Source organism: Geodermatophilus sp. SYSU D00691 (assembly GCF_054050275.1).
In genome coordinates this window covers 98,766-115,912 of the sequence record NZ_JBJGYZ010000011.1, presented here as the reverse complement: position 1 = coordinate 115,912, position 17,147 = coordinate 98,766, and the positions used below count along the sequence as shown (strand labels likewise).

The following is a 17,147-nucleotide window of genomic DNA, read 5'->3' as shown; positions in this document are numbered from 1 at the left end:
GAGTTCCGCCCTTCTTGTGCTTGCCTTGCGGCTCTGATTGCGTGCACTGCCCGGCGCCTGCCCGGGTGGGGGACAACAATCGGGAAGGACTGAGCCAGTGCGCAGAGTGGTCACCTTGACGGTGGCGACGGCCGGCCTTGTCGTCGGTCTTGCCTCGGCGGCTTCGGCAGACCCTAAAGGAGATGTTTTCTCCCTGACTTGCGGTGGAGCCACCTACGAAATCGTGGTCGCCGGCAACGGTCAATGGACCCCGGCGCATGTCATCGGCTCGACGGAAATCTTCGTTCCGGTCACGATCGGGGACTTCACGTTCGAGGCTGAACTCCCGACAGGCGAGGTGATCGAGGCAAGCTTGCCGGGCTTTGAGGCCAAGGGCAACGGCAACGCGGCTGGGCCGCAGGAGGATCAGACCTGCACCTTCACGGCCAGTGAGACTCTTGCTGAGGCGGTGGTTGACCCTGATTTCGGTGAACTGCCGGCCGGTACGACGGTCACCTTCTCGGGCGTCGTCACCGGATTCTTCACCGGAGGGCCGGCGTAAGCGCCCCCCAAGGCAACTGAGCCCCGCCATCGCGATGACGGCGGCGCTCAGTTGCAGGTGGTCGCTGATGAGGACTTGGCGATCGACCAGGGCCCATCGGCCTCGATCGTGGGCACCAGCGTTCCAGCTGGCAGCAGCGTCTGACCGGAGTAGGCCCCGACCTCGTTGACGAGGAGGTCCTGGTTATCGCCAATCGTGAAGATCGCAAAGTTGGACTCGCCCTGGTGAGTCAGTGTCACCGGCGTGAGCCCCTCGGCGGCACCCGCTACCCAGACCACCGCAGCGCCCTGACCGGTAAGAGGTGCAACGCCATCCCATCGAGGTGCGGCGGTCAGGGGAGCTGAGGTGACGCTCCAGTCGCCGTCAGCCTCAATCCGGAGGGCAGCGGCCTCCTCACCTTCGAAGAAGTTGAGCGGGAGAACGCCCGAGTACGACCCGATCTCGTTGACGAGGAGGTCGATGTCCTGACCCTGGTCGTTCACCGAGAAGACGACGAAGTTGGACGAGCCCGAGTGCGTGCGCGCCTCCGGTGGCAGACCCGCGGCCGGTGCTGGAGGCGCCGGCGGAGTGGTTGACCGAGGCATCGATGCGCTCGTGGAGGTTCGTGGAGCCGAGGACGAGGTTCGATCCTCGGATGCTGCATCCGTCGTCCGCGACGCAGCCGAGCTGGTGGTTTTGCCATGGGAGCCCTGGCCGACCACGCCGCCGATGGCGACGAGCACGACGAAGACGGCAACCCACAACCACCATTGCTTGACCACGGGCTTCTTGGCAGCTGGCGCCCGGGGCAGGTACCCGAGGTTCTGCTCAAGCATCTGCGCTGCCCCTGACGGGCTGGGCTGCGATGCTGGACCAGCCGGAGGCGGGCCGGGGACGGCCTGCCCTGTCTGTGGCGCGTCCCATGCTGGTACGGCGGCTGTTGGCCGTTGGTCACAGGTGGTCTCCCCGTTTCCAATCGACGCCGTGTCATATCGGCAGCCCGGCCAAGGATTAGGGAGGAGTGAAGGGGGAGGAAGGGGAGGGGCGCGACTCAGCGCGCCGTGACCTCTCCGCAGTACTCAAACCACAGCCGCCCAGGTGGTCGCGGGACCCTTCGGGGCCGGCCACCTTCATCGTCGCCCAGTCCGGCGTCGCGCCTTGTTCAAGCAAGAGGTGGCGAAGCTGTGCTCTCAGGCCGGCAGTAGCGCGCTTGAGGTGCTCATCGGGAAGCGCGGTCGTCGCCGTCACGGTGGGCACGGCCTGAGCGTCGCTGACTGCGAGCGCCGGGGGCCGATCTCGCCAGGGCTGGCCACCCCATCGAGCTAGCCGACGGAGGGGCGTCAGACGGCGACCCATACCCCGGCCGTCTTCCATCGGGAGCGCATGGTGCGCAGGTCCTGAATGGCGTAGCGCCGGTCGCCGCCGTCTGGAGAGATCTAGGTGCGGGGTAGGTGGCCGGCGACGTCCCACTCGGGATGGTGTGCACCTTGACGACGGTGATCCGCGCCGCCTCGGCCGGGGTCAGCAGCTGCAGCGGATCCACGGTGAGTTTCACAGCCGACTCCTGTGGATCCGACGACACCCGCCCGACTCCAGGCTCGAGAGGCGTGGCGGGACACGCACGCCGAGCCGCTACCGAACCTGCCGGCCAGGGAGCGGATCGCGCTGTCCAACATGGACGTTCCGCCCGCGCTGGTGGAGGCCAAGCGACGAGCGCCCAAGGCGCTGCCGGAGTGGCGACGGAAGCAGCTCGCCCGCGGGATCACTGGCCCCCGGCAAGTGCTCAGTGAGGATTGAGCGGGTCGGGGGATATCGGTCGGCTCGGCCGCGATACAACGCGATGAAGCGGAGTCGGCTTTTGTAACCAATCGGGGTGACAAGCGTTCCGCCGGCGGCGGCTGCCCCGGTCGATCGAAAACGCTGTCAGGCGTCGAGCGATTACGTCGCGTAGATCATGAAGCGGCAACCGGTCAAGACCACCTCAGATATTCGCCCATTGGGAGTGGCAAGACTCCTAGTTCTCGCTTGCCGTTGCTGGTCGTCCAGGCGCACAGGGTCTTGCGATCAATGAGCTGATGCCAGTTGACTGCGCGAGCCCCAATAGATGCAGGTGTTTCGCCTCTTGGACGCCGATCAGGTCAGGACGGGGAGACGTGAGACGTTCTAGCTTTGCCGCGGCCATGGTCATAGCAGTTGTCTCGACCATTCTTGGCTCTTGGTCGTCGGCTGCCGCGGCACCGAGCACGCAGGGCACTCGGCCGGTCATCGTGGTGTTCCACGACGGCGTCGATGCGGCCAGGGTGTCCGCCGAGCACGCGCGCGCCTCGGGGGTGGCCCCGGACTTCGTCTACCGAGCGGCGCTGCGTGGCTACGCGGCGAGGTTGCCCGAGGCGCGGATCCAGCAACTGCTGGCAGATCCCCGTGTGCAGTCCGTGCAACCGGACGCCGTCGTCCAGGCCCCGAAGACCGCCCCGACCGTGGAGCCGCCTCAGCCGGCGCAGATCGTGTCGAACGGGGTGAGCCGAGTGGGCGCGCTGTCCAGCCGGACGGCGCGCATCGACGGGCGGGACCAACGGGTGGACGTCGACATCGCCGTCCTGGACACCGGCATCCAACCCGACCACCCCGACCTCAACGTGGTGGGCGGCGTGGACTGCGCCCCCGGGCAGGGCTATGCCGACCACAGCGGCCACGGCACCATGGCCGCGGGCTTCGCCGGCGCGATCGACAACGCCATCGGACGCGTCGGGGTCGCCCCCGGCGCCCGCATGTGGGCAGTACGGGTCTCAGATGACAGCGGGTTTATTGCGGACTCGTGGCTGCTGTGCGGGCTGGACTGGGTGACCGCGAACGCCGGGATCATCGACGTCGCCAACCTCAGCCTGGGCGGCCCCATCGGAGGGCGCGGAGGCACCGACGTGGACTGCGCCCCGCCCACCACCAACGCCGTCCTCGCCGCGGTCTGTGCCGCGACGCACGCCGGCGTCACGCTCGCCGTCGCAGCGGGCAACGAGTCGCAGGACACGGCCGGGCTCGAACCGGCGGCCTTCCCCTCGGTCATCACCGTCTCGGCGATCTTCGACAGCGACGGCCGCCCCGGAGGCCGGGGACCGGCCAGCGTGTGCATCCCCGGCGAGGTCGACGACACCTTCGCCTTCTTCTCCAACTACGGCGCCGCCGTCGATCTCGCGGCGCCGGGCATGTGCATCAGCTCGACCTACATCGGCAGCCAGTACGCCGTGGACTCCGGCACCAGTTTCGCCGCTCCGCTGGTCGCGGGCGCGGCGGCCCTTTATCTGGCGAGGAACCCGAACGCCACGCCGGCCCAGGTGCGTCAAGCGCTCGTGGCGAACGGTGAACGCGGCCCCATCCCCGAGGACCCAGACACGTTCCCGGAACCGGTCCTCAACGTGTCGAGGTTCTGAATCTCCCGGTGCAACCCGCAGGGCCACATGCAGAACTGGAGGGTCGGCCGTATTCGACCTCGGCGATAAGGAAGCGTGCGAGCCGGCCCACCTCGGCCATCCATCCGCGAGTGTCGTCGCACAGCCGCCAGGCCCACTGGTAGCCGGCGTGCCACTTCCCGTCGTGCGCGACCTCAACCATCCGGCGCGGGTCGAACCTCTGCTCGTCGACGACGCGAACGGGGCCGCTCTGCACGCGCCCATTCTGAGGTCGCCGCGGCTTCCCCCCGCATCGTCACGGGAGGCCGGAGTAGAGGTCGAGGGTCATGGCCGCCGAGGCGAGGCAGCCGTGTGCCGGAGGTCGTGCGGTCTGACGTCGGTCAGGCCGGCCGCGCGGACTGCGGGATCGAACACCGCCCGACGCCGGTTGCGCAGTCGCAGAGGTGTGCCAGCGGGCGTGGTGAACAGCAGTTCGTCGCCGCGCTGCCCTCGCAACGGCGGGCCAGCGACTCCGTGACGGCCGCCGGCAGAGGCACCGTTCGCTGCTGAGGGGTCTCCGGTGCGGCGAACTCGAGAACGCCCGCCACGTAGGTGGCGAGCAGCTGGCTGCTAAGCCAGCCCGCCGGTGGCCAGGGGCCGGCAGGCGGCCGACGAGTGTGCGGAGAGGGCGCTCTGACCCCGAGGGGAGCAGTTCACCGGCTGTTCGTTTGACGGGTGGCCAGTGTCTCGATCTCATCAGTCCGTGCTGACATCATCGGTGACTGACGAGCTGCTCCGGGCCCTGGCCGACCCCACGCGAGCGCGGATCGTCGAGTTGCTCGCTGGTGAGCAGCTGTGCGTCTGCCACCTGGTCGAGGAGATCGGTGCGAAGCAGACCAACCTGAGCAACCACCTGAGAGTGCTGCGGGAACTCGGGGTGGTCGAGGCAGAACCGGCGGGCCGCTTCACCTACTACCGGCTGAAGAGCGCGGTGCTGGAGGCGGTCTCGGCGCACTACGCCCAGCTGGCGTCCCGTTCCCGCCTGGCGCTGGCGGTGAAGCGACCGTGCGAGTGAGCCTGCTGGCCCGCCAGGGTCTCGCCGAGTTCCTCGGCTCGGCCGGGCTGGTCACCGTGGTGATCGGCTCGGGCATCGCCGCGCAGCGTCTGTCGACCGACACCGGTCTCCAGTTGCTGGAGAACGCACTGATCACCGGCGCCGGGCTCGTGGCGCTCATCCTCGCCTTCGGTCCGGTCTCCGGCGGGCACTTCAACCCGGTCGTCACCCTGGCCGACCGGGTCTTCGGTGGGGTCAGCACCCGGCAGGTCGTCGTGTACCTGCCGGTACAGGTCGCCGGTGGGGTGGTCGGCGCGATCCTGGCGAACCTGATGTTCGACTTGCCGGCGGTGACCATCTCCACCCACGAGCGGTCGTCCGGGGCGCTGTGGCTGTCCGAGGCGCTGGCCACCTTCGGCCTGGTTCTGCTCATCTTCGGCCTGGTCCGCGCGGGGCGCGCGTCGATGGCCGCCTTCGCGGTCGGTGCGTACATCACCGCTGCGTACTTCTGGTCGTCCTCCACCAGCTTCGCCAACCCCATGATCGACATAGCCCGGATGCTGTCCGACACCTTCGCCGGCATCGCCCCGTCCTCGGTGCCGATGTTCGTGCTCATGCAACTCGTCGGTGGTGCCGCTGGCGTGGCAGCTGTTGCGGTGCTCTATCCGCGGATCTCCAGCCGCGCCGCCGAGGCCGTCGTCCCCCATGAACTGCCCAGCTCGTCCAGTTCCGGCGCAGTTCCGCCGGACTCTTCGGGTGCCGACGTCGTCGGCGCCGATTCCCGCCCCACGCCCCCGCGGGCGCAGGAAGGAGCGCGGCCATGACCGCGAGCTCGCCCGGTCCGGCCGAGCAGGCCGCCCGCGATCTGCAGGTGCAGCGGATCATCGACGACCTGGTCCGCGACTACGACGACCGCTTTCCCCGGGACGAGGTCGAAGCGGTCTACCGCGACAGCTACGACCGGCTCACCCGGACTGCCCGGGTCAGCACCTTCCTCCCGGTCCTGGCCGGCCGCTTCGCCTGCGAACGGCTCGACGCCCGCGCCCTGGCCCAGGGCAAGCGCGCCCGCCGTGCGCCCGGCGTCCTGTTCGTCTGCGTGCACAACGCCGGCCGGTCGCAGATGGCCGCCGCGCTGCTGCGGCACTACGCCGGCTCCGCGGTGCACGTCTACACCGCCGGATCGGATCCCGCCGAGAAGATCCACTCGGAGGTCACCGCTGCGATGACCGACGTCGGGCTGAACCTGCAGCAGGAGTTCCCGAAGCCGCTGACCCACGACGTGCTCTCCGCCGCGGACGTCGTCGTGACGCTCGGCTGCGGCGACGAGTGCCCGGTCGTACCCGGCCGGCGTTACGAGGACTGGGCGGTCGCCGACCCCGCCGGTGCCGGTGCGCCGGACGTCGCCGCGATCCGTGCCGACCTCGATGCGCGCGTGCGGGACCTGATCGCCTCGCTGCTGCCGGACCTCGACCTGCCCGCCGCGGTGGTGCCGCAGGCGCCCGTTCCGACGCGGTGAGCGGTGGCCTGCGGCTGGCCGTGATCGGTGGATCCGACGCCGGCATCTCCGCCGCTCTCCGCGCCCGAGAGCTCGATCCGGCCACGGACGTGACCGTGGTCGTCGCTGACGCGTACCCGAACTACTCCATCTGCGGGATCCCGTACTACGTCTCCGGTGAGGTCGGGCACTGGCGCAACCTGGCGCACCGAACCGCCGCGGAGCTCGAGGCCACCGGCATGCGCCTGCGGCTGAACACCCGCGCCACGGCCATCGACGTCGCCGGGCACAGGGTGGCGGTCCGGGACGGCGACGGCATCACCTCCGCGGTGGAGTACGACCGGCTGGTCGTCGGCACCGGCGCGCACCCGGTCCGCCCACCCATCCAGGGGCTCACCGGCCCCGAGCCGCTGGGTCCCGACGACGGCGTGCACCTGCTGCACACCATGCACGACACCTTCGCGTTCATGGCCACTCTGGAGCGGACGAGGGCGCGTTCCGCGCTGATCGTGGGCGCCGGCTACGTGGGCCTCGAGATGGCCGAAGCACTGACCACTCGCGGTCTCACGGTGCACCAGGTCGAGATGCTGCCCGAGGTGCTGCCCACCGTGGATCCCGAACTCGGCGGCGTCGTCCGCACCGAGCTGACCAAGCGCGGGGTGCAGGTCACCACCGGCGTGGTGGTGAGCCGCATCGGGCGGGCGCGAGAGGGCGCCGCAGGCCGGCTGCTCGTCGAAGCTCGTCCGGTGGACCAGGAAGGCGGCGTCGACTGGAACGTCGACCTCGTGCTGATCAGCGTGGGCGTGCAGCCGGACACCGAACTGCTCGTCGATGCCGGTGCCGCCACCGGCATGCGTGGTGCCGTCCTCGTCGACGAGGGCATGGCCACCGGGTTACCGGACGTGTGGGCGGCCGGGGACTGCGTGGTGACCCACCACCGCCTGGCCGGGACGACGTACCTGCCGCTGGGCACGACCGCGCACAAGCAGGGCCGCGTGGCGGGGGAGAACGCCCTCGGCGGCGCCGCCCGGTTCGCCGGCAGCCTCGGCACCCAGGTGGTCAAGGTCTTCGACCTCGTCGCCTCACGCACCGGCCTTCGCGAGCACGAGGCCACGGCGGCCGGCTACACGCCGGTGTCCACGACCACTGTCGCCGACGACCACAAGGCCTACTACCCCGGCGCACAGCCGATCACGATCCGGGTGACCGGCGACGCCGCCACCGGGCGCCTCCTGGGCGCGCAGCTCATCGGGGCCCGGGGCACCGAGACCGCCAAGCGCGTCGACACCTACGCCACCGCGCTGTTCCACCGCATGACGGTCGACGACGTCGCCGCCCTCGATCTCTCCTACACACCGCCGCTGGGCTCACCGTGGGACGCCGTCCAGATCGCCGCCCAGGCATGGGTCCGCGAGCACGCGCCCACGCGGCTGCCCGCAGTCCGGTCGTCCGTGGCATGAGCGACCACCTGAGCCCGGACGCCGCCCGACCGCGGGTGCTCTTCGTGTGCACCCACAACGCCGGCCGCAGCGCCCTCGCCGCGGCGCTGGCCGCGCACCACGCCGTCGACCGCATCGACGTCGACTCCGCGGGAACCGACCCCGATCCGGCGCCGAGTCCGGCAACGATCGCCACCTTGGCCGAGCTCAGCATCGACGCCGCTGCACACCGTCCCTCGGCGGTCACCGCCGACCGCATCGCCGCCGCCGACGTCGTCGTCGCCATGAAACCGGGCCTCGATCTGCCCCAGGTCGACGGCGTGCGCTACGAGACCTGGGCGCTGCCCGACCCCGCGGGTTGGGATGCCGAAGGCCTCAGGCCGCTACGCGACGAGATCGACCGTCGTGTCCGCACCCTCATCTCCGACCTGACCTTCCGGCGCGACGGCGCCGGCTCCCCGGAAGGACGCCAGTGACCGACCGACCCACCGTTCTCTACGCCTGCATCCACAACTCCGGCCGTTCCGTGGCTGCACAGGTGCTCACCCGGCACTACGCCGAGGGCGCCGTCGACGTCCGATCGGCCGGCTCGGAGCCCGGCGCCGGGGTGAACCCGGTCGTGGCCCAGGTGCTTGCCGAACGCGGTCTCCCAGTCACCGACCACACACCGACGAAGCTGGACACCGAACTGGTCCGGGGCGCCGACGTCGTCATCACCATGGGCTGCGGCGAGACGTGCCCGGTCTTCCCGGGCAAGCGCTACGAGGACTGGCCCGTCGACGACCCGGCTGGCCAGGATGTGGAGACCGTCCGAGGGATCGTCGACGACATCGACGCCCGAGTGCGTGACTTGCTCCGAGAACTGGAGAAGGCAGCGATCTCCTCCTGACGATGCCATCGGGGGGACCTCAGGAAGATCGGTTGCCCACTGCAGCCACCTGCTCGTGCCGCAACTGAAGGCACTGGCCGATCCGACCGGCTGCACCTGCTGCTGCTCGCCGAGCGGTCGCACACCGTCCGCGAGCTCACCGGCGCCGCCCCGCCTGCTCGCAACTCTGGCCACCAGGACGCCGGAAGGCGCCGACGCCTGCTGCTCGGGATAGGAGGATTCGTGCTTGACCTTGGACTCCGCTCCAAGGTCTAGCGTCGATCGCATGACCACGACGGCCGTGCGCGGACTGCGAGTCTCGGAACTGGCCGCTGCCGTCGGGGTGTCACCGGACACCATCCGGTACTACGAGCGCGCCGGCCTGCTGCCTTCTCCCGAGCGGACCCCGGCTGGCTACCGCAGCTATGACGCAGGCGCGGTCGACCGCCTGAAGTTCATCCAAGGAGCCCAGCGGCTCGGCCTCCGCCTGGCCGACATCCGCGACCTGCTCGCCGTCCGCGACACCGGGACCTGTCCCTGCGAGCCTGCCGAAGACCTTCTCCGACGTCGGCTGGCCGAGGTGGACGCGGAGATCGCGCGGCTCGTCACCCTCCGCCAGGAGATCGCCGCCATGGCCGACGCTCTGCCGGCCGCCGACTGTCCTCCTCCGAGCCCCGGCACTTGGTGCCCTCCTGAGGGAGGAGGTGACCCACGATGCTCGAGTTGACCTGCAGCTGCGACCCCGACAGCTGTGACGAGGCCTGCGAGTGCGACTGCGACTGCTGATCAGGGCATGCATGGAGGCGCCGGGCACCCGGGACCGGCTGCCGCCGCCACGGTGGACCAGCGGTGTCGCCACACCTTCACGGCCGAGGCCAGCAGCAGTGCGACGAGCACCGGAATCAGCACGCCCGTCGGCACGACGCCGAGCAGCAGGCCGCCGGCGACGGCGCCGGCGATCGAGCCGGCGGCCATCACGAGGACGAACCGCCCGTTCGCGCGGACGACCCGAAAGCTCTGGTCCCGGCTGTACCGCGCGAAGGCCACGAGCATCGTCGGAAGGGATACCGCGAGGGACAGGCTCCCGGCCAGCTTCAGCTCGACGCCGTAGAGCAGCACGATCGTCGGGATCAGCAGCTCGCCGCCTGCGACGCCCATCAGCGCGGCGACGACGCCGATCGCCAGACCGGCGGCCAGTCCGACGAGGAACCGCCCCCAGCCGGTGAGGCCGAGCGCGTGCACGGTCCCGAGGTGATCGGCCGCCAGAGCCACCGCGATGAGCACGAGGAGCGCGGAGAGCACCCGGTACAAGACGGCGGACCGCATCCTGGTCGCCCAGGTGGCTCCCAGGTACGCGCCCACGAGGCTGCCGACGAGGAGATTGACGATCACCTCCCAGTGGGCGGCGATCGTCGGCAGCGGAACGGCCGCCAGCCTGGCCGGCAGGGCGACGACGACCACGATCAGGCTCATGGTCTTGTTGAGGATCACCGCCTGCAGTGCGATGAAGCCGAAGAGCCCGATGAGCAGCGGCAGCCGGAACTCCGCCCCGCCCAGGCCGATCATCCCCCCGAGCACGCCGATGCCCGCCCCCGTGGCGAAGGCGGCGATCGGCGAGCGCGTGATCGTGGCTCCCGCGGCTTCCCCTTCCGGGGCCGGACCAGGGCCGACCACGGCTACCGACGCGGTCGAGCAGGAGACGTCACGGCGGGACCGTAACGGGACCTCGGATCAGTGGCCATGGCGCCCACAGGACGCCCACAGGCGGGCCGCTCCTGACCGTTACCCGCCATCGATGCCCAACGGTGTCTTCCCGGGTGGCACCGAACGTGCGGGACGAAGGCCCACGCCAGAGGAGCGTCTCGGGCAGGCTGTCGATCCGCGGGTTGCGGGTTCCATCCCCACGGGGCCCACCCACGGCACGGTGGACGGCGGGTGACCGATGACTCCGGCCCGATGTCGCGGTCACCCTCGTGTGCGCGACGCAGGAGGAGCGACATGGCGGTGATCGAGGACGTCCGGCCGCTGGGCGCCGGGCTGGAGCGCTCGTACGAGGTGTACGTGCGCGGCCGGCTGAAGTTCCGCGTCGGGCAGCTCGTCTACGTGGCGTTCTCCCCGGACGAGAGCGTGATGGGCTTCGCGTTCCCCAAGGAGGAGCGGGAGGCGCTGGTGCGGGGCGAGCCGCACAAGTTCTCCCTGCCGGCGGCGTCGGACCTGAGGTTCCACTGGGTGCACGCCGCCCTCGCCGCGCTCGATCCGAGCGAGGCCCGCGAGCTCGTCGTCGACGCCTGGCGGATGGTCGTCCCCGCCAAGGTCTCCCGCGCCTACGACCTCGTCCACCCGCTCGGCCCGGGCTGAGGCCCGCCCGGCCCCCACCCCGGCCTGCGTTCCGGCAGCATGGCGCACCGTGCCGAGGGCCCCCGTCCGCGCAGGTGACGAGCTGATCACCACCATCGCCCCGCGTGCCAGGGCCCGGCTGCTCGCCGGGGTCTACGCCGGGTGCGCCGTGGGGATCGCCGTGATCGTCGCGCTGCTGGCCCCGGCGTCGCCGTGGGGGCTGGTGATCGTGGGCCCCGTGATCGTCCTGTTCGCGCTGATCGCTGTCCGCCACGCCCGCGAGCTCACCCACCGGACGGTGCTCACGTCGTCCCAGCTGGTCCACCCGGGCCGGTTGCTCGGCTGGCGCACCGTCGAGCTGGCCGATGTCGTCTCCGTCGCGATGCACCACGAGGCCGATCACGAGACGGGGGTCGAGTGGGAGCTCCGGATCGCGACGGCCGACGGAGGGTCGGTCGCGCTCCCGGTGGACGAGCACCCCCGGCTCCTGGGCTGGGCGCCGTCGCGGTTGAACGACGCCGAGGCCGAGCAGGAGTGGCGGGCGGTGCGCGACGGCGGTGGCGGCCCGGTCGCGGTGATCGCCGCGCAGGTGCGCGCCGTGCAGGGACCGGACGGTCCGCTCGCACGCCCGCCCGCCTCGGGTTGAGGACGAGGTGCGGTCAGGTCGCCGAGACGGCCTCGATGGCGGCCATCGCCTGGTCGCGCAGCCCCTCGGGGATGGGCGCCGATCCCGCGACCTCGGCCGCCGCGCCCTGGCCCTCCTCGCTGACGACGTGGGTGAGGAACGCCTGCAGCCGCTCGACCAGCGCCGCGTCGTCGTAGCGCAGGCACCCGATGTGGTAGCTGACGAGAACGATCGGGTACTCGCCGGATCCCTCGGTGTCCCGCTCGATCTCGATCACGTGGTCGTGCTCCCCGCGGCCCTCGGCCCGGGGTGAGTTCGACACGACGGCGGCAGCGGCCTCGGCCGACGGGCGCACGAACCCGCCGCCCACCCCGACGGCGACGACGCCGAGGTCCGCGACCTGGCTGAGGTCGGCGTAGCCGATCGTGCCCTCCCCGCCGCCCACGGCGGCCACCACACCGGAGTTGCCCTGGGCGGACTCGCCCTGCTCCAACGGCCAGCTCCCGTCCGGCTCGTACGGCCACGCCTCGGGTGCGGCGCCGGCGAGGTAGTCGGTGAAGTTCTGCGTCGTCCCGGACTCGTCGCTGCGGTGCACCGCGGTGATGCGCAGGTCCGGCAGGGCCACCTCGAGGTTGTCCGCGGCGACGGCGGGGTCGCGCCACGTGGTGATCCGGCCGGTGAAGATCCCGGCCACCGTCGCCGGCGAGAGGTTGAGCTGCTCGACGCCCTCGAGGTTGTGCACGATCGCGATGGGGGAGATGTAGTTCGGCAGCTCGAAGACACCGTCCGGACCGCAGCGCTGCGCGGCCTGCGCCAGCTCCTCGTCGTCCAGGGCGGCGTCCGACCCCGCGAAGTCGAGGCCGCCGGCCAGGAACTGCTCGCGGCCCCCGCCCGAGCCGACCGGGTCGTAGCTGACGTCGACGTCGGGCTGCACGGCGCTGAACCCCGCGGTCCAGCCCTGCATCGCCGCCTGCTGCGCGCTGGACCCGGCCCCGACGAGGGTGCCGGTCAGCCGGGGGCCGTCAGCGGCCGCGCTGCCGCGCTCGTTCGGCGGGACGTAGTTGGCCGCGAAGACGACGATGCCGGCCACGGCGGCCACGCCCACGAGTCCCGCGATCCTGGCCCGTACCCCCACTGCTGCCTTCCCGCCGCTCGGCCGCTCCCGCCCCAGTGTGCGGGACGCGGTGGTTGTCGACATCTGCCAGTTCCGGCGCGCCGGTTCTCGCAGGCTCGCCCGTGCCGCGTGCCGGTCCGGTTCCGCACCCGGGGGCAGGGTGGACGGCGTGACCGTCGTCCCCCTGCCCACCACCAGCCGCTGGGCCGGCGACGTCCGCGAGGACGGTCGGGCGGTGCGGGCGACCGCGCACCCCGACGAGGGCTTCCTCACCCTGAGCGTCTGGAAGGACGACACCTGCGCCGGCACGGTGCAGCTCGCCCCGGCCGAGATCGCGGGCCTGGTCGCCCGGCTCACCGAGTGCCTCGTGCAGCTGGCCGCGCCGGAGGCCGCCCGGCGTCACGACGTGCGGGCCGACGACCGGTCCTGACCCGGCGCGCGGGGCAGCTCCCGCGCCTGCTCGGACACCGCGGCCAGCACGGTCCGCAGCGCCGGCGCCGTCGGGCCCTCCCGCGTGACGACGACGAGCCGGCGACCCACGGCGGCGTCGGCGACGTCCCGGACCGCCAGCGCCGGGTCCTCCGGCGGGAGCGTGAGCGCCGGCATCAGCGCCACCGTGCCGGTCCGGCGCACGAGCTCGAGCTGCACGTCGGCGTCGTTCGAGCGGTGCCGCAGGTCGGGTTCGAAGCCGCCCAGGGAGCGGCAGGTGCCGACGACCATCGCGTGGTGACCGGTCCCGACCGCCGACGAGGTCCAGACGGCGTCGCGCAGGTCGCCGATCGGGACGGGGCGGCCGCTCGCCGCCGAGGGGTGCGCCGCCGGGAGCGCCAGCCGCAGCGGCTCCTCGTGCAGCAGCTCGAAGCGGAGCCCGGCGGGCCGGGGGCGCGGGTGGCCGTCGTACTCGTCGCTGACCACCAGGTCCAGCGCGCCGAGCCGCAGCTCGGGCAGGGCCTGCTCGAGCTCGAGCTCGGTGATCTCCAGGCGCACCCGCGGGTGCCCGGACATCAGCCGCGCGACGGCCGGGATGAGCAGGTGGCGGGTCGCCGACTGCAGCCCCCCGGCGCGCACCGTGCCGCGGACCTCGCCGGTCAGCGCGGCCAGGTCGGCCCGTGCCGCCTCGGCGGCCGCCAGCAGCACGCCCGCGTGCTGCGCCAGCAGGCGACCGGCATCGGTCAGCCGCACCCCGCGGCCGGCCCGCTCCAGCAGCCGCGCGCCGACCTCCTTCTCGAGGACGGCGAACTGCTGCGAGATCGCGGACGGCGTGTAGCCGAGCGCGGCGGCGACGGCGCCGAGGGTCCCGCGTTCCTCGAGCTCGCGCAGCATCCGCAACCGGCGCAGGTCCACGGCGATCATGCAGCACATCTTACGAATCAGGTCCAAGAATCGTCACTGGACGTGATGGATCGCCCGCTGCACCCTGGAGGCGTGGGACCGCTCCTCTGCCTGCTGTCGGCCGCGTGCTTCGGCGCGATGGCGATCTTCGGCAAGCTCGCCTACGACGCCGGCGTCTCGCCGACCGCGCTGGTCCTGGTCCGCTTCTCCCTGGCGGCCGTCCTGCTCGGCGCGCTGCTGCTGGCCCGGCCGGGACTGCGCGCCGGCCGCCCGGCCCCGTCGGCGGGTGCCGGCCCGGGCGCCCGGGGCCTGGTGCTCACCGCCCTCGGCCTGGGGGCCATCGGGTACGCGACCCAGGCGAGCCTCTACTTCTCCGCCCTCGAGCGGATCGACGCCTCGCTGCTGGCGCTGCTCTTCTACAGCTATCCGCTGCTCGTCACGCTGGGCGCCGTCCTCCTCGGCCGTGACCGGCTGACGCCCGGGCGGGCGGCCGCGCTCGCCGCCGCCACGGGCGGGACGCTGCTCGTGCTGCTCGGGGCCGGCGGGTTGCGGTTCGACCCGCTCGGGGTGGCGATGGCCGTCGGGACCGCCGTCACCTACACCGTCTACATCCTCGTCGCCGACACCGTCGTGCACCGGATGCCGCCGGTGGTGCTGTCCGCGCTGGTGATGGCCGGCGCCTCGCTGGCGCTCGCCGGCAAGGCGCTGCTGACCGGCGGCGTCGACCTCGGGTTCGCGGCCGCGGGGTGGTTGTGGCTGGCCTGCATCGCGGTCGTGTCCACCGTCGTGGCGATGCTCGCCTTCTTCGCGGGCCTGCGGCGGACCGGTGCCGCCACGGCGGCGATCCTCTCGACGTTCGAACCGGTGGTCACGGCGGCGCTGGCCGCGGTCGTGCTCGGGGAGTTCCTCACCCCGGTCCAGCTGCTCGGGGGGCTGCTGGTCCTGTCGTCCGTCGCCGTCCTCCAGCTGCGCGCCGGGCGGACGACGGCGCCGGCACCGGCCCGCAGCGCGGAACTGGAGCGCGTGCTCTAACAACCCGCATGGCTGAGCACCGTGCCCCCGTGCTGGACCTGTACGAGCGGCTGGAGCCGAAGCCGCTCGGGAGGCACCTGTTCTCCCTGGCGATCACGTGGAAGGCGCCGTGCTTCCGCAGCGTCCGCTCCCGGTTCGTCAGCCTGGCGCCGGGCAGGGGGGAGGTGCGGGCGCGCAACCGCCGCGCGGTGCGCAACCACATCGGCACGTCCACGCCATCGCCTGCTGCACCCTCGCCGAGCTGGCGGCCGGCACCACCATGGAGGCCACGCTCCCGGCGAGCCACCGCTGGATCCCCAAGGGCATGGCGGTCGCCTACCTCGCCAAGGCCGAGACCGACCTGCGCGCCGTCGCCACCGTGCCGGACCTCCCCGATCTGGCCGAGGGCGGGTCGCGGGAGGTGGTCGTCCCGTCGACGTCGTCGACACCGGCGGCCGGGTGGTCGTGCACGCCGACATCACCAGGTGGGTCTCCCCGAAGCGGCGCGAGGAGGCGGCGGTCGGTGCCCCGGCGGAGGCTGCACGCGCCTGGGGCCGTCCTCGACGCCGCCGAGGAGCTGCTCCTCGAGACCGGCCGCACCGGCCTGACCGTGCGGGCGCTGGCCGACCGGTCCGGTGCGTCGAACGGCAGCATCTACCACGCCTTCGGGTCGCTGGCACCGCCGGGCGGTGCAGTTCCTCGCCGTGCAGTCCGCAGCGGCCGCACGCGAGCCCGACGCCGTCCGGGCCGTCCAGGCCGCCGCCGACGCCCCGGCCCGCTTTGCCGAGCGCGAGCTCGCCGCGGCCCGGCAGCTGGTCTCGGTCCGCCGCGACGACCTGCTCACCGACGCCCTGCCCACCGATCTGGCCGCGGACCTCCGCGCGCTCGACGGGCGCCTGGTCGACCTGCTCCGGCAGCTGGCCCGCGGCCTCTGGGAAGTCGTCACCACCTGCGTCGTCCGGCTGCCCGAGGCCCTGCTGTTCCCCGACATCCGCGCCGGGTGCGTGCGCGAGCTGACCCGCGCGCAGCTGTCGGCCGCCGTGGCGGCGGTGCTGGGCTGCGGACCGCCCTGACACGCCGGGGGACGGCGTCGTCGGAGGTCGTCGACCGCCACGACCGGCGTGCCACGCTGCGGGAACGCCGTTCCTGTCGACAAGTGGCCGACGCAGGGGACGGGTCGTCGTCCGGCATCGGCGGTCCCGCAACGATTCGGGAACGCGGCCGCTGCGGCCGGTCGTGAGTGGCGTGCGGCACACGCGCGCGGCCCTACGTTTCTGCCACTGCCGCACGGACGCGGCGGTGGGGATGGAGCGGTGAACGGTGAGCTACGCGGGTGGTCTGTCCAGCGGTGAGGTCGTCCTCGGCGGTGTCGCCTGCCAGGGCTGGTGGCTGGTCGTGGACGAGGAGGGCGGTCCCGGCCGGCTGGTCGCCGGCCCCTTCCCGGACCGGGCCGAGGCGCGGTGGGCGGCCGCGACCTGCGGCGTGGACGGCGCCGTCCCGACCTACGGCTACCGCCGGGCCGACGGCGGGCTGAGCCGCCGGCCCTCGCCGGAGGACTGGGCGTGGCTGGCCCACCTCGGCGAGCAGCTCGACCGGCTGCCCGAGGACCGGGACGCGCAGATCGCCGACGAGGACCCGCTGACGACCCTGGTGGTCGAGGTCGCCGCGGCGGTCGCGGAGGCCGGCCTGCCGCTGCACGACGCCACGGGTGCGGCCGCTCCGCTCGGCGGGGCGTGCCTGACGCCCGAGCCGGCGCTCGGCGGCATCGTCGTCACCTGGCGCCAGCACGACCGGATGAGCGTCGACCAGGTGCACGGCGCCGCCGCCGACGCCCTCGCCCAGCAGGTGATGAACCGCGCCCTCGCCGATCTCCTCGCGCTGCGCGGCTTCGCCCTCGAGGCGCTGGACGGCGGGAGCGGTCACGTGGTGCGGTCGGCCTGAGCCCCGGCGCGCAGGGCGCGCCCCGCGA

19 protein-coding genes and 1 pseudogene are annotated in these 17,147 nt (G+C 72.4%); 16 read left to right on the top strand and 4 right to left on the bottom strand.

All coding sequences use genetic code 11. From position 1 onward, the window contains the following. Nucleotides 1-97: 97 nt before the first annotated feature. Entirely contained in the window at nucleotides 98-541 is a 444-nt protein-coding gene (locus ACI797_RS10780; RefSeq protein ID WP_456858599.1) for a hypothetical protein, read from the top strand. Nucleotides 542-588: 47 nt separating this feature from the next. Here ACI797_RS10780 and ACI797_RS10775 read toward each other — a convergent pair whose 3' ends face one another. Beyond that, nucleotides 589-1,356 carry a hypothetical protein gene (locus tag ACI797_RS10775; protein ID WP_456858598.1) on the bottom strand — a complete coding sequence of 256 codons (768 nt, stop codon included), beginning with the start codon at nucleotides 1,354-1,356 and terminating at the stop codon, nucleotides 589-591. A gap of 1,431 nt (nucleotides 1,357-2,787) precedes the next feature. Here ACI797_RS10775 and ACI797_RS10770 point away from each other — a divergent pair. The 8 genes from ACI797_RS10770 (at nucleotide 2,788) to ACI797_RS10735 (ending at nucleotide 9,486) form a co-directional block, all read left to right on the top strand. Then, the gene (locus ACI797_RS10770) at nucleotides 2,788-3,945 is read left to right on the top strand and encodes a S8 family serine peptidase (protein WP_456858597.1); all 1,158 of its coding nucleotides are present in this window, start codon (nucleotides 2,788-2,790) and stop codon (nucleotides 3,943-3,945) included. Nucleotides 3,946-4,681: 736 nt separating this feature from the next. After that, on the top strand, nucleotides 4,682-4,978 hold the full coding sequence (locus ACI797_RS10765; protein WP_456858596.1) for an ArsR/SmtB family transcription factor: 297 nt from the start codon (nucleotides 4,682-4,684) through the stop codon (nucleotides 4,976-4,978). After that, nucleotides 4,969-5,781: an aquaporin gene (locus ACI797_RS10760; protein WP_456858595.1), complete on the top strand. Its 813-nt coding sequence runs from the start codon at nucleotides 4,969-4,971 to the stop codon at nucleotides 5,779-5,781. The genes ACI797_RS10765 and ACI797_RS10760 overlap by 10 nt, the downstream gene beginning before the upstream one ends. Continuing rightward, nucleotides 5,778-6,473 (top strand): arsenate reductase/protein-tyrosine-phosphatase family protein, encoded by a 696-nt coding sequence (locus tag ACI797_RS10755; RefSeq protein ID WP_456858594.1) that lies wholly within the window; start codon nucleotides 5,778-5,780, stop codon nucleotides 6,471-6,473. Before ACI797_RS10760 ends, ACI797_RS10755 begins: the two co-directional genes overlap by 4 nt. Next, nucleotides 6,470-7,912 carry an FAD-dependent oxidoreductase gene (locus ACI797_RS10750; RefSeq protein ID WP_456858593.1) on the top strand — a complete coding sequence of 481 codons (1,443 nt, stop codon included), beginning with the start codon at nucleotides 6,470-6,472 and terminating at the stop codon, nucleotides 7,910-7,912. The genes ACI797_RS10755 and ACI797_RS10750 overlap by 4 nt, the downstream gene beginning before the upstream one ends. Beyond that, nucleotides 7,909-8,367 (top strand): arsenate-mycothiol transferase ArsC, encoded by a 459-nt coding sequence (locus ACI797_RS10745; protein ID WP_456858592.1) that lies wholly within the window; start codon nucleotides 7,909-7,911, stop codon nucleotides 8,365-8,367. The genes ACI797_RS10750 and ACI797_RS10745 overlap by 4 nt, the downstream gene beginning before the upstream one ends. Further along, entirely contained in the window at nucleotides 8,364-8,780 is a 417-nt protein-coding gene (locus tag ACI797_RS10740; RefSeq protein ID WP_456858591.1) for an arsenate-mycothiol transferase ArsC, read from the top strand. The genes ACI797_RS10745 and ACI797_RS10740 overlap by 4 nt, the downstream gene beginning before the upstream one ends. Before the next feature lie 265 nt (nucleotides 8,781-9,045). Beyond that, a complete protein-coding gene (locus tag ACI797_RS10735) occupies nucleotides 9,046-9,486 on the top strand; it encodes a heavy metal-responsive transcriptional regulator (protein WP_456858590.1) in 441 nt (146 codons plus the stop codon). Between the two features lie 59 nt (nucleotides 9,487-9,545). Here ACI797_RS10735 and ACI797_RS10730 read toward each other — a convergent pair whose 3' ends face one another. Continuing rightward, the gene (locus tag ACI797_RS10730; protein ID WP_456858589.1) at nucleotides 9,546-10,433 is read right to left on the bottom strand and encodes a sulfite exporter TauE/SafE family protein; all 888 of its coding nucleotides are present in this window, start codon (nucleotides 10,431-10,433) and stop codon (nucleotides 9,546-9,548) included. A 324-nt stretch (nucleotides 10,434-10,757) separates the two neighbouring features. On the opposite strand from ACI797_RS10730, the gene ACI797_RS10725 reads away from it, so the two are divergent. Further along, nucleotides 10,758-11,117 carry an MmcQ/YjbR family DNA-binding protein gene (locus ACI797_RS10725; RefSeq protein WP_456858588.1) on the top strand — a complete coding sequence of 120 codons (360 nt, stop codon included), beginning with the start codon at nucleotides 10,758-10,760 and terminating at the stop codon, nucleotides 11,115-11,117. Between the two features lie 49 nt (nucleotides 11,118-11,166). Beyond that, complete coding sequence (locus ACI797_RS10720) at nucleotides 11,167-11,742, top strand: hypothetical protein (RefSeq protein WP_456858587.1); 576 nt, start codon at nucleotides 11,167-11,169, stop codon at nucleotides 11,740-11,742. A gap of 13 nt (nucleotides 11,743-11,755) precedes the next feature. On the opposite strand, the gene pstS is transcribed toward ACI797_RS10720, so the two are convergent. Then, nucleotides 11,756-12,826, bottom strand: coding sequence for a phosphate ABC transporter substrate-binding protein PstS (gene pstS / locus ACI797_RS10715; RefSeq protein WP_456858586.1), 1,071 nt, complete (start codon nucleotides 12,824-12,826; stop codon nucleotides 11,756-11,758). 178 nt (nucleotides 12,827-13,004) lie between these two features. Here pstS and ACI797_RS10710 point away from each other — a divergent pair, with 178 nt between their 5' ends. Then, nucleotides 13,005-13,265: a hypothetical protein gene (locus ACI797_RS10710; protein ID WP_456858585.1), complete on the top strand. Its 261-nt coding sequence runs from the start codon at nucleotides 13,005-13,007 to the stop codon at nucleotides 13,263-13,265. Here ACI797_RS10710 and ACI797_RS10705 read toward each other — a convergent pair. Continuing rightward, the gene (locus ACI797_RS10705; protein ID WP_456858584.1) at nucleotides 13,235-14,188 is read right to left on the bottom strand and encodes a LysR family transcriptional regulator; all 954 of its coding nucleotides are present in this window, start codon (nucleotides 14,186-14,188) and stop codon (nucleotides 13,235-13,237) included. The two genes, ACI797_RS10710 and ACI797_RS10705, sit on opposite strands and share 31 nt — an antisense overlap. 72 nt (nucleotides 14,189-14,260) lie before the next feature. Between ACI797_RS10705 and ACI797_RS10700 the strand changes: the two genes are divergently transcribed. From ACI797_RS10700 to ACI797_RS10685, 4 genes and pseudogenes are all read left to right on the top strand, one after another. After that, nucleotides 14,261-15,199, top strand: a complete 939-nt coding sequence (locus ACI797_RS10700) for a DMT family transporter (protein ID WP_456858583.1) — start codon at nucleotides 14,261-14,263, stop codon at nucleotides 15,197-15,199. A gap of 8 nt (nucleotides 15,200-15,207) precedes the next feature. Beyond that, nucleotides 15,208-15,839, top strand: a pseudogene (locus tag ACI797_RS10695) (DUF4442 domain-containing protein); the annotation flags it as partial. A gap of 28 nt (nucleotides 15,840-15,867) precedes the next feature. Beyond that, nucleotides 15,868-16,251 (top strand): hypothetical protein, encoded by a 384-nt coding sequence (locus ACI797_RS10690; protein ID WP_456858637.1) that lies wholly within the window; start codon nucleotides 15,868-15,870, stop codon nucleotides 16,249-16,251. 247 nt (nucleotides 16,252-16,498) lie between these two features. Then, a complete protein-coding gene (locus ACI797_RS10685; protein WP_456858582.1) occupies nucleotides 16,499-17,119 on the top strand; it encodes a hypothetical protein in 621 nt (206 codons plus the stop codon). Nucleotides 17,120-17,147 lie beyond the last annotated feature (28 nt).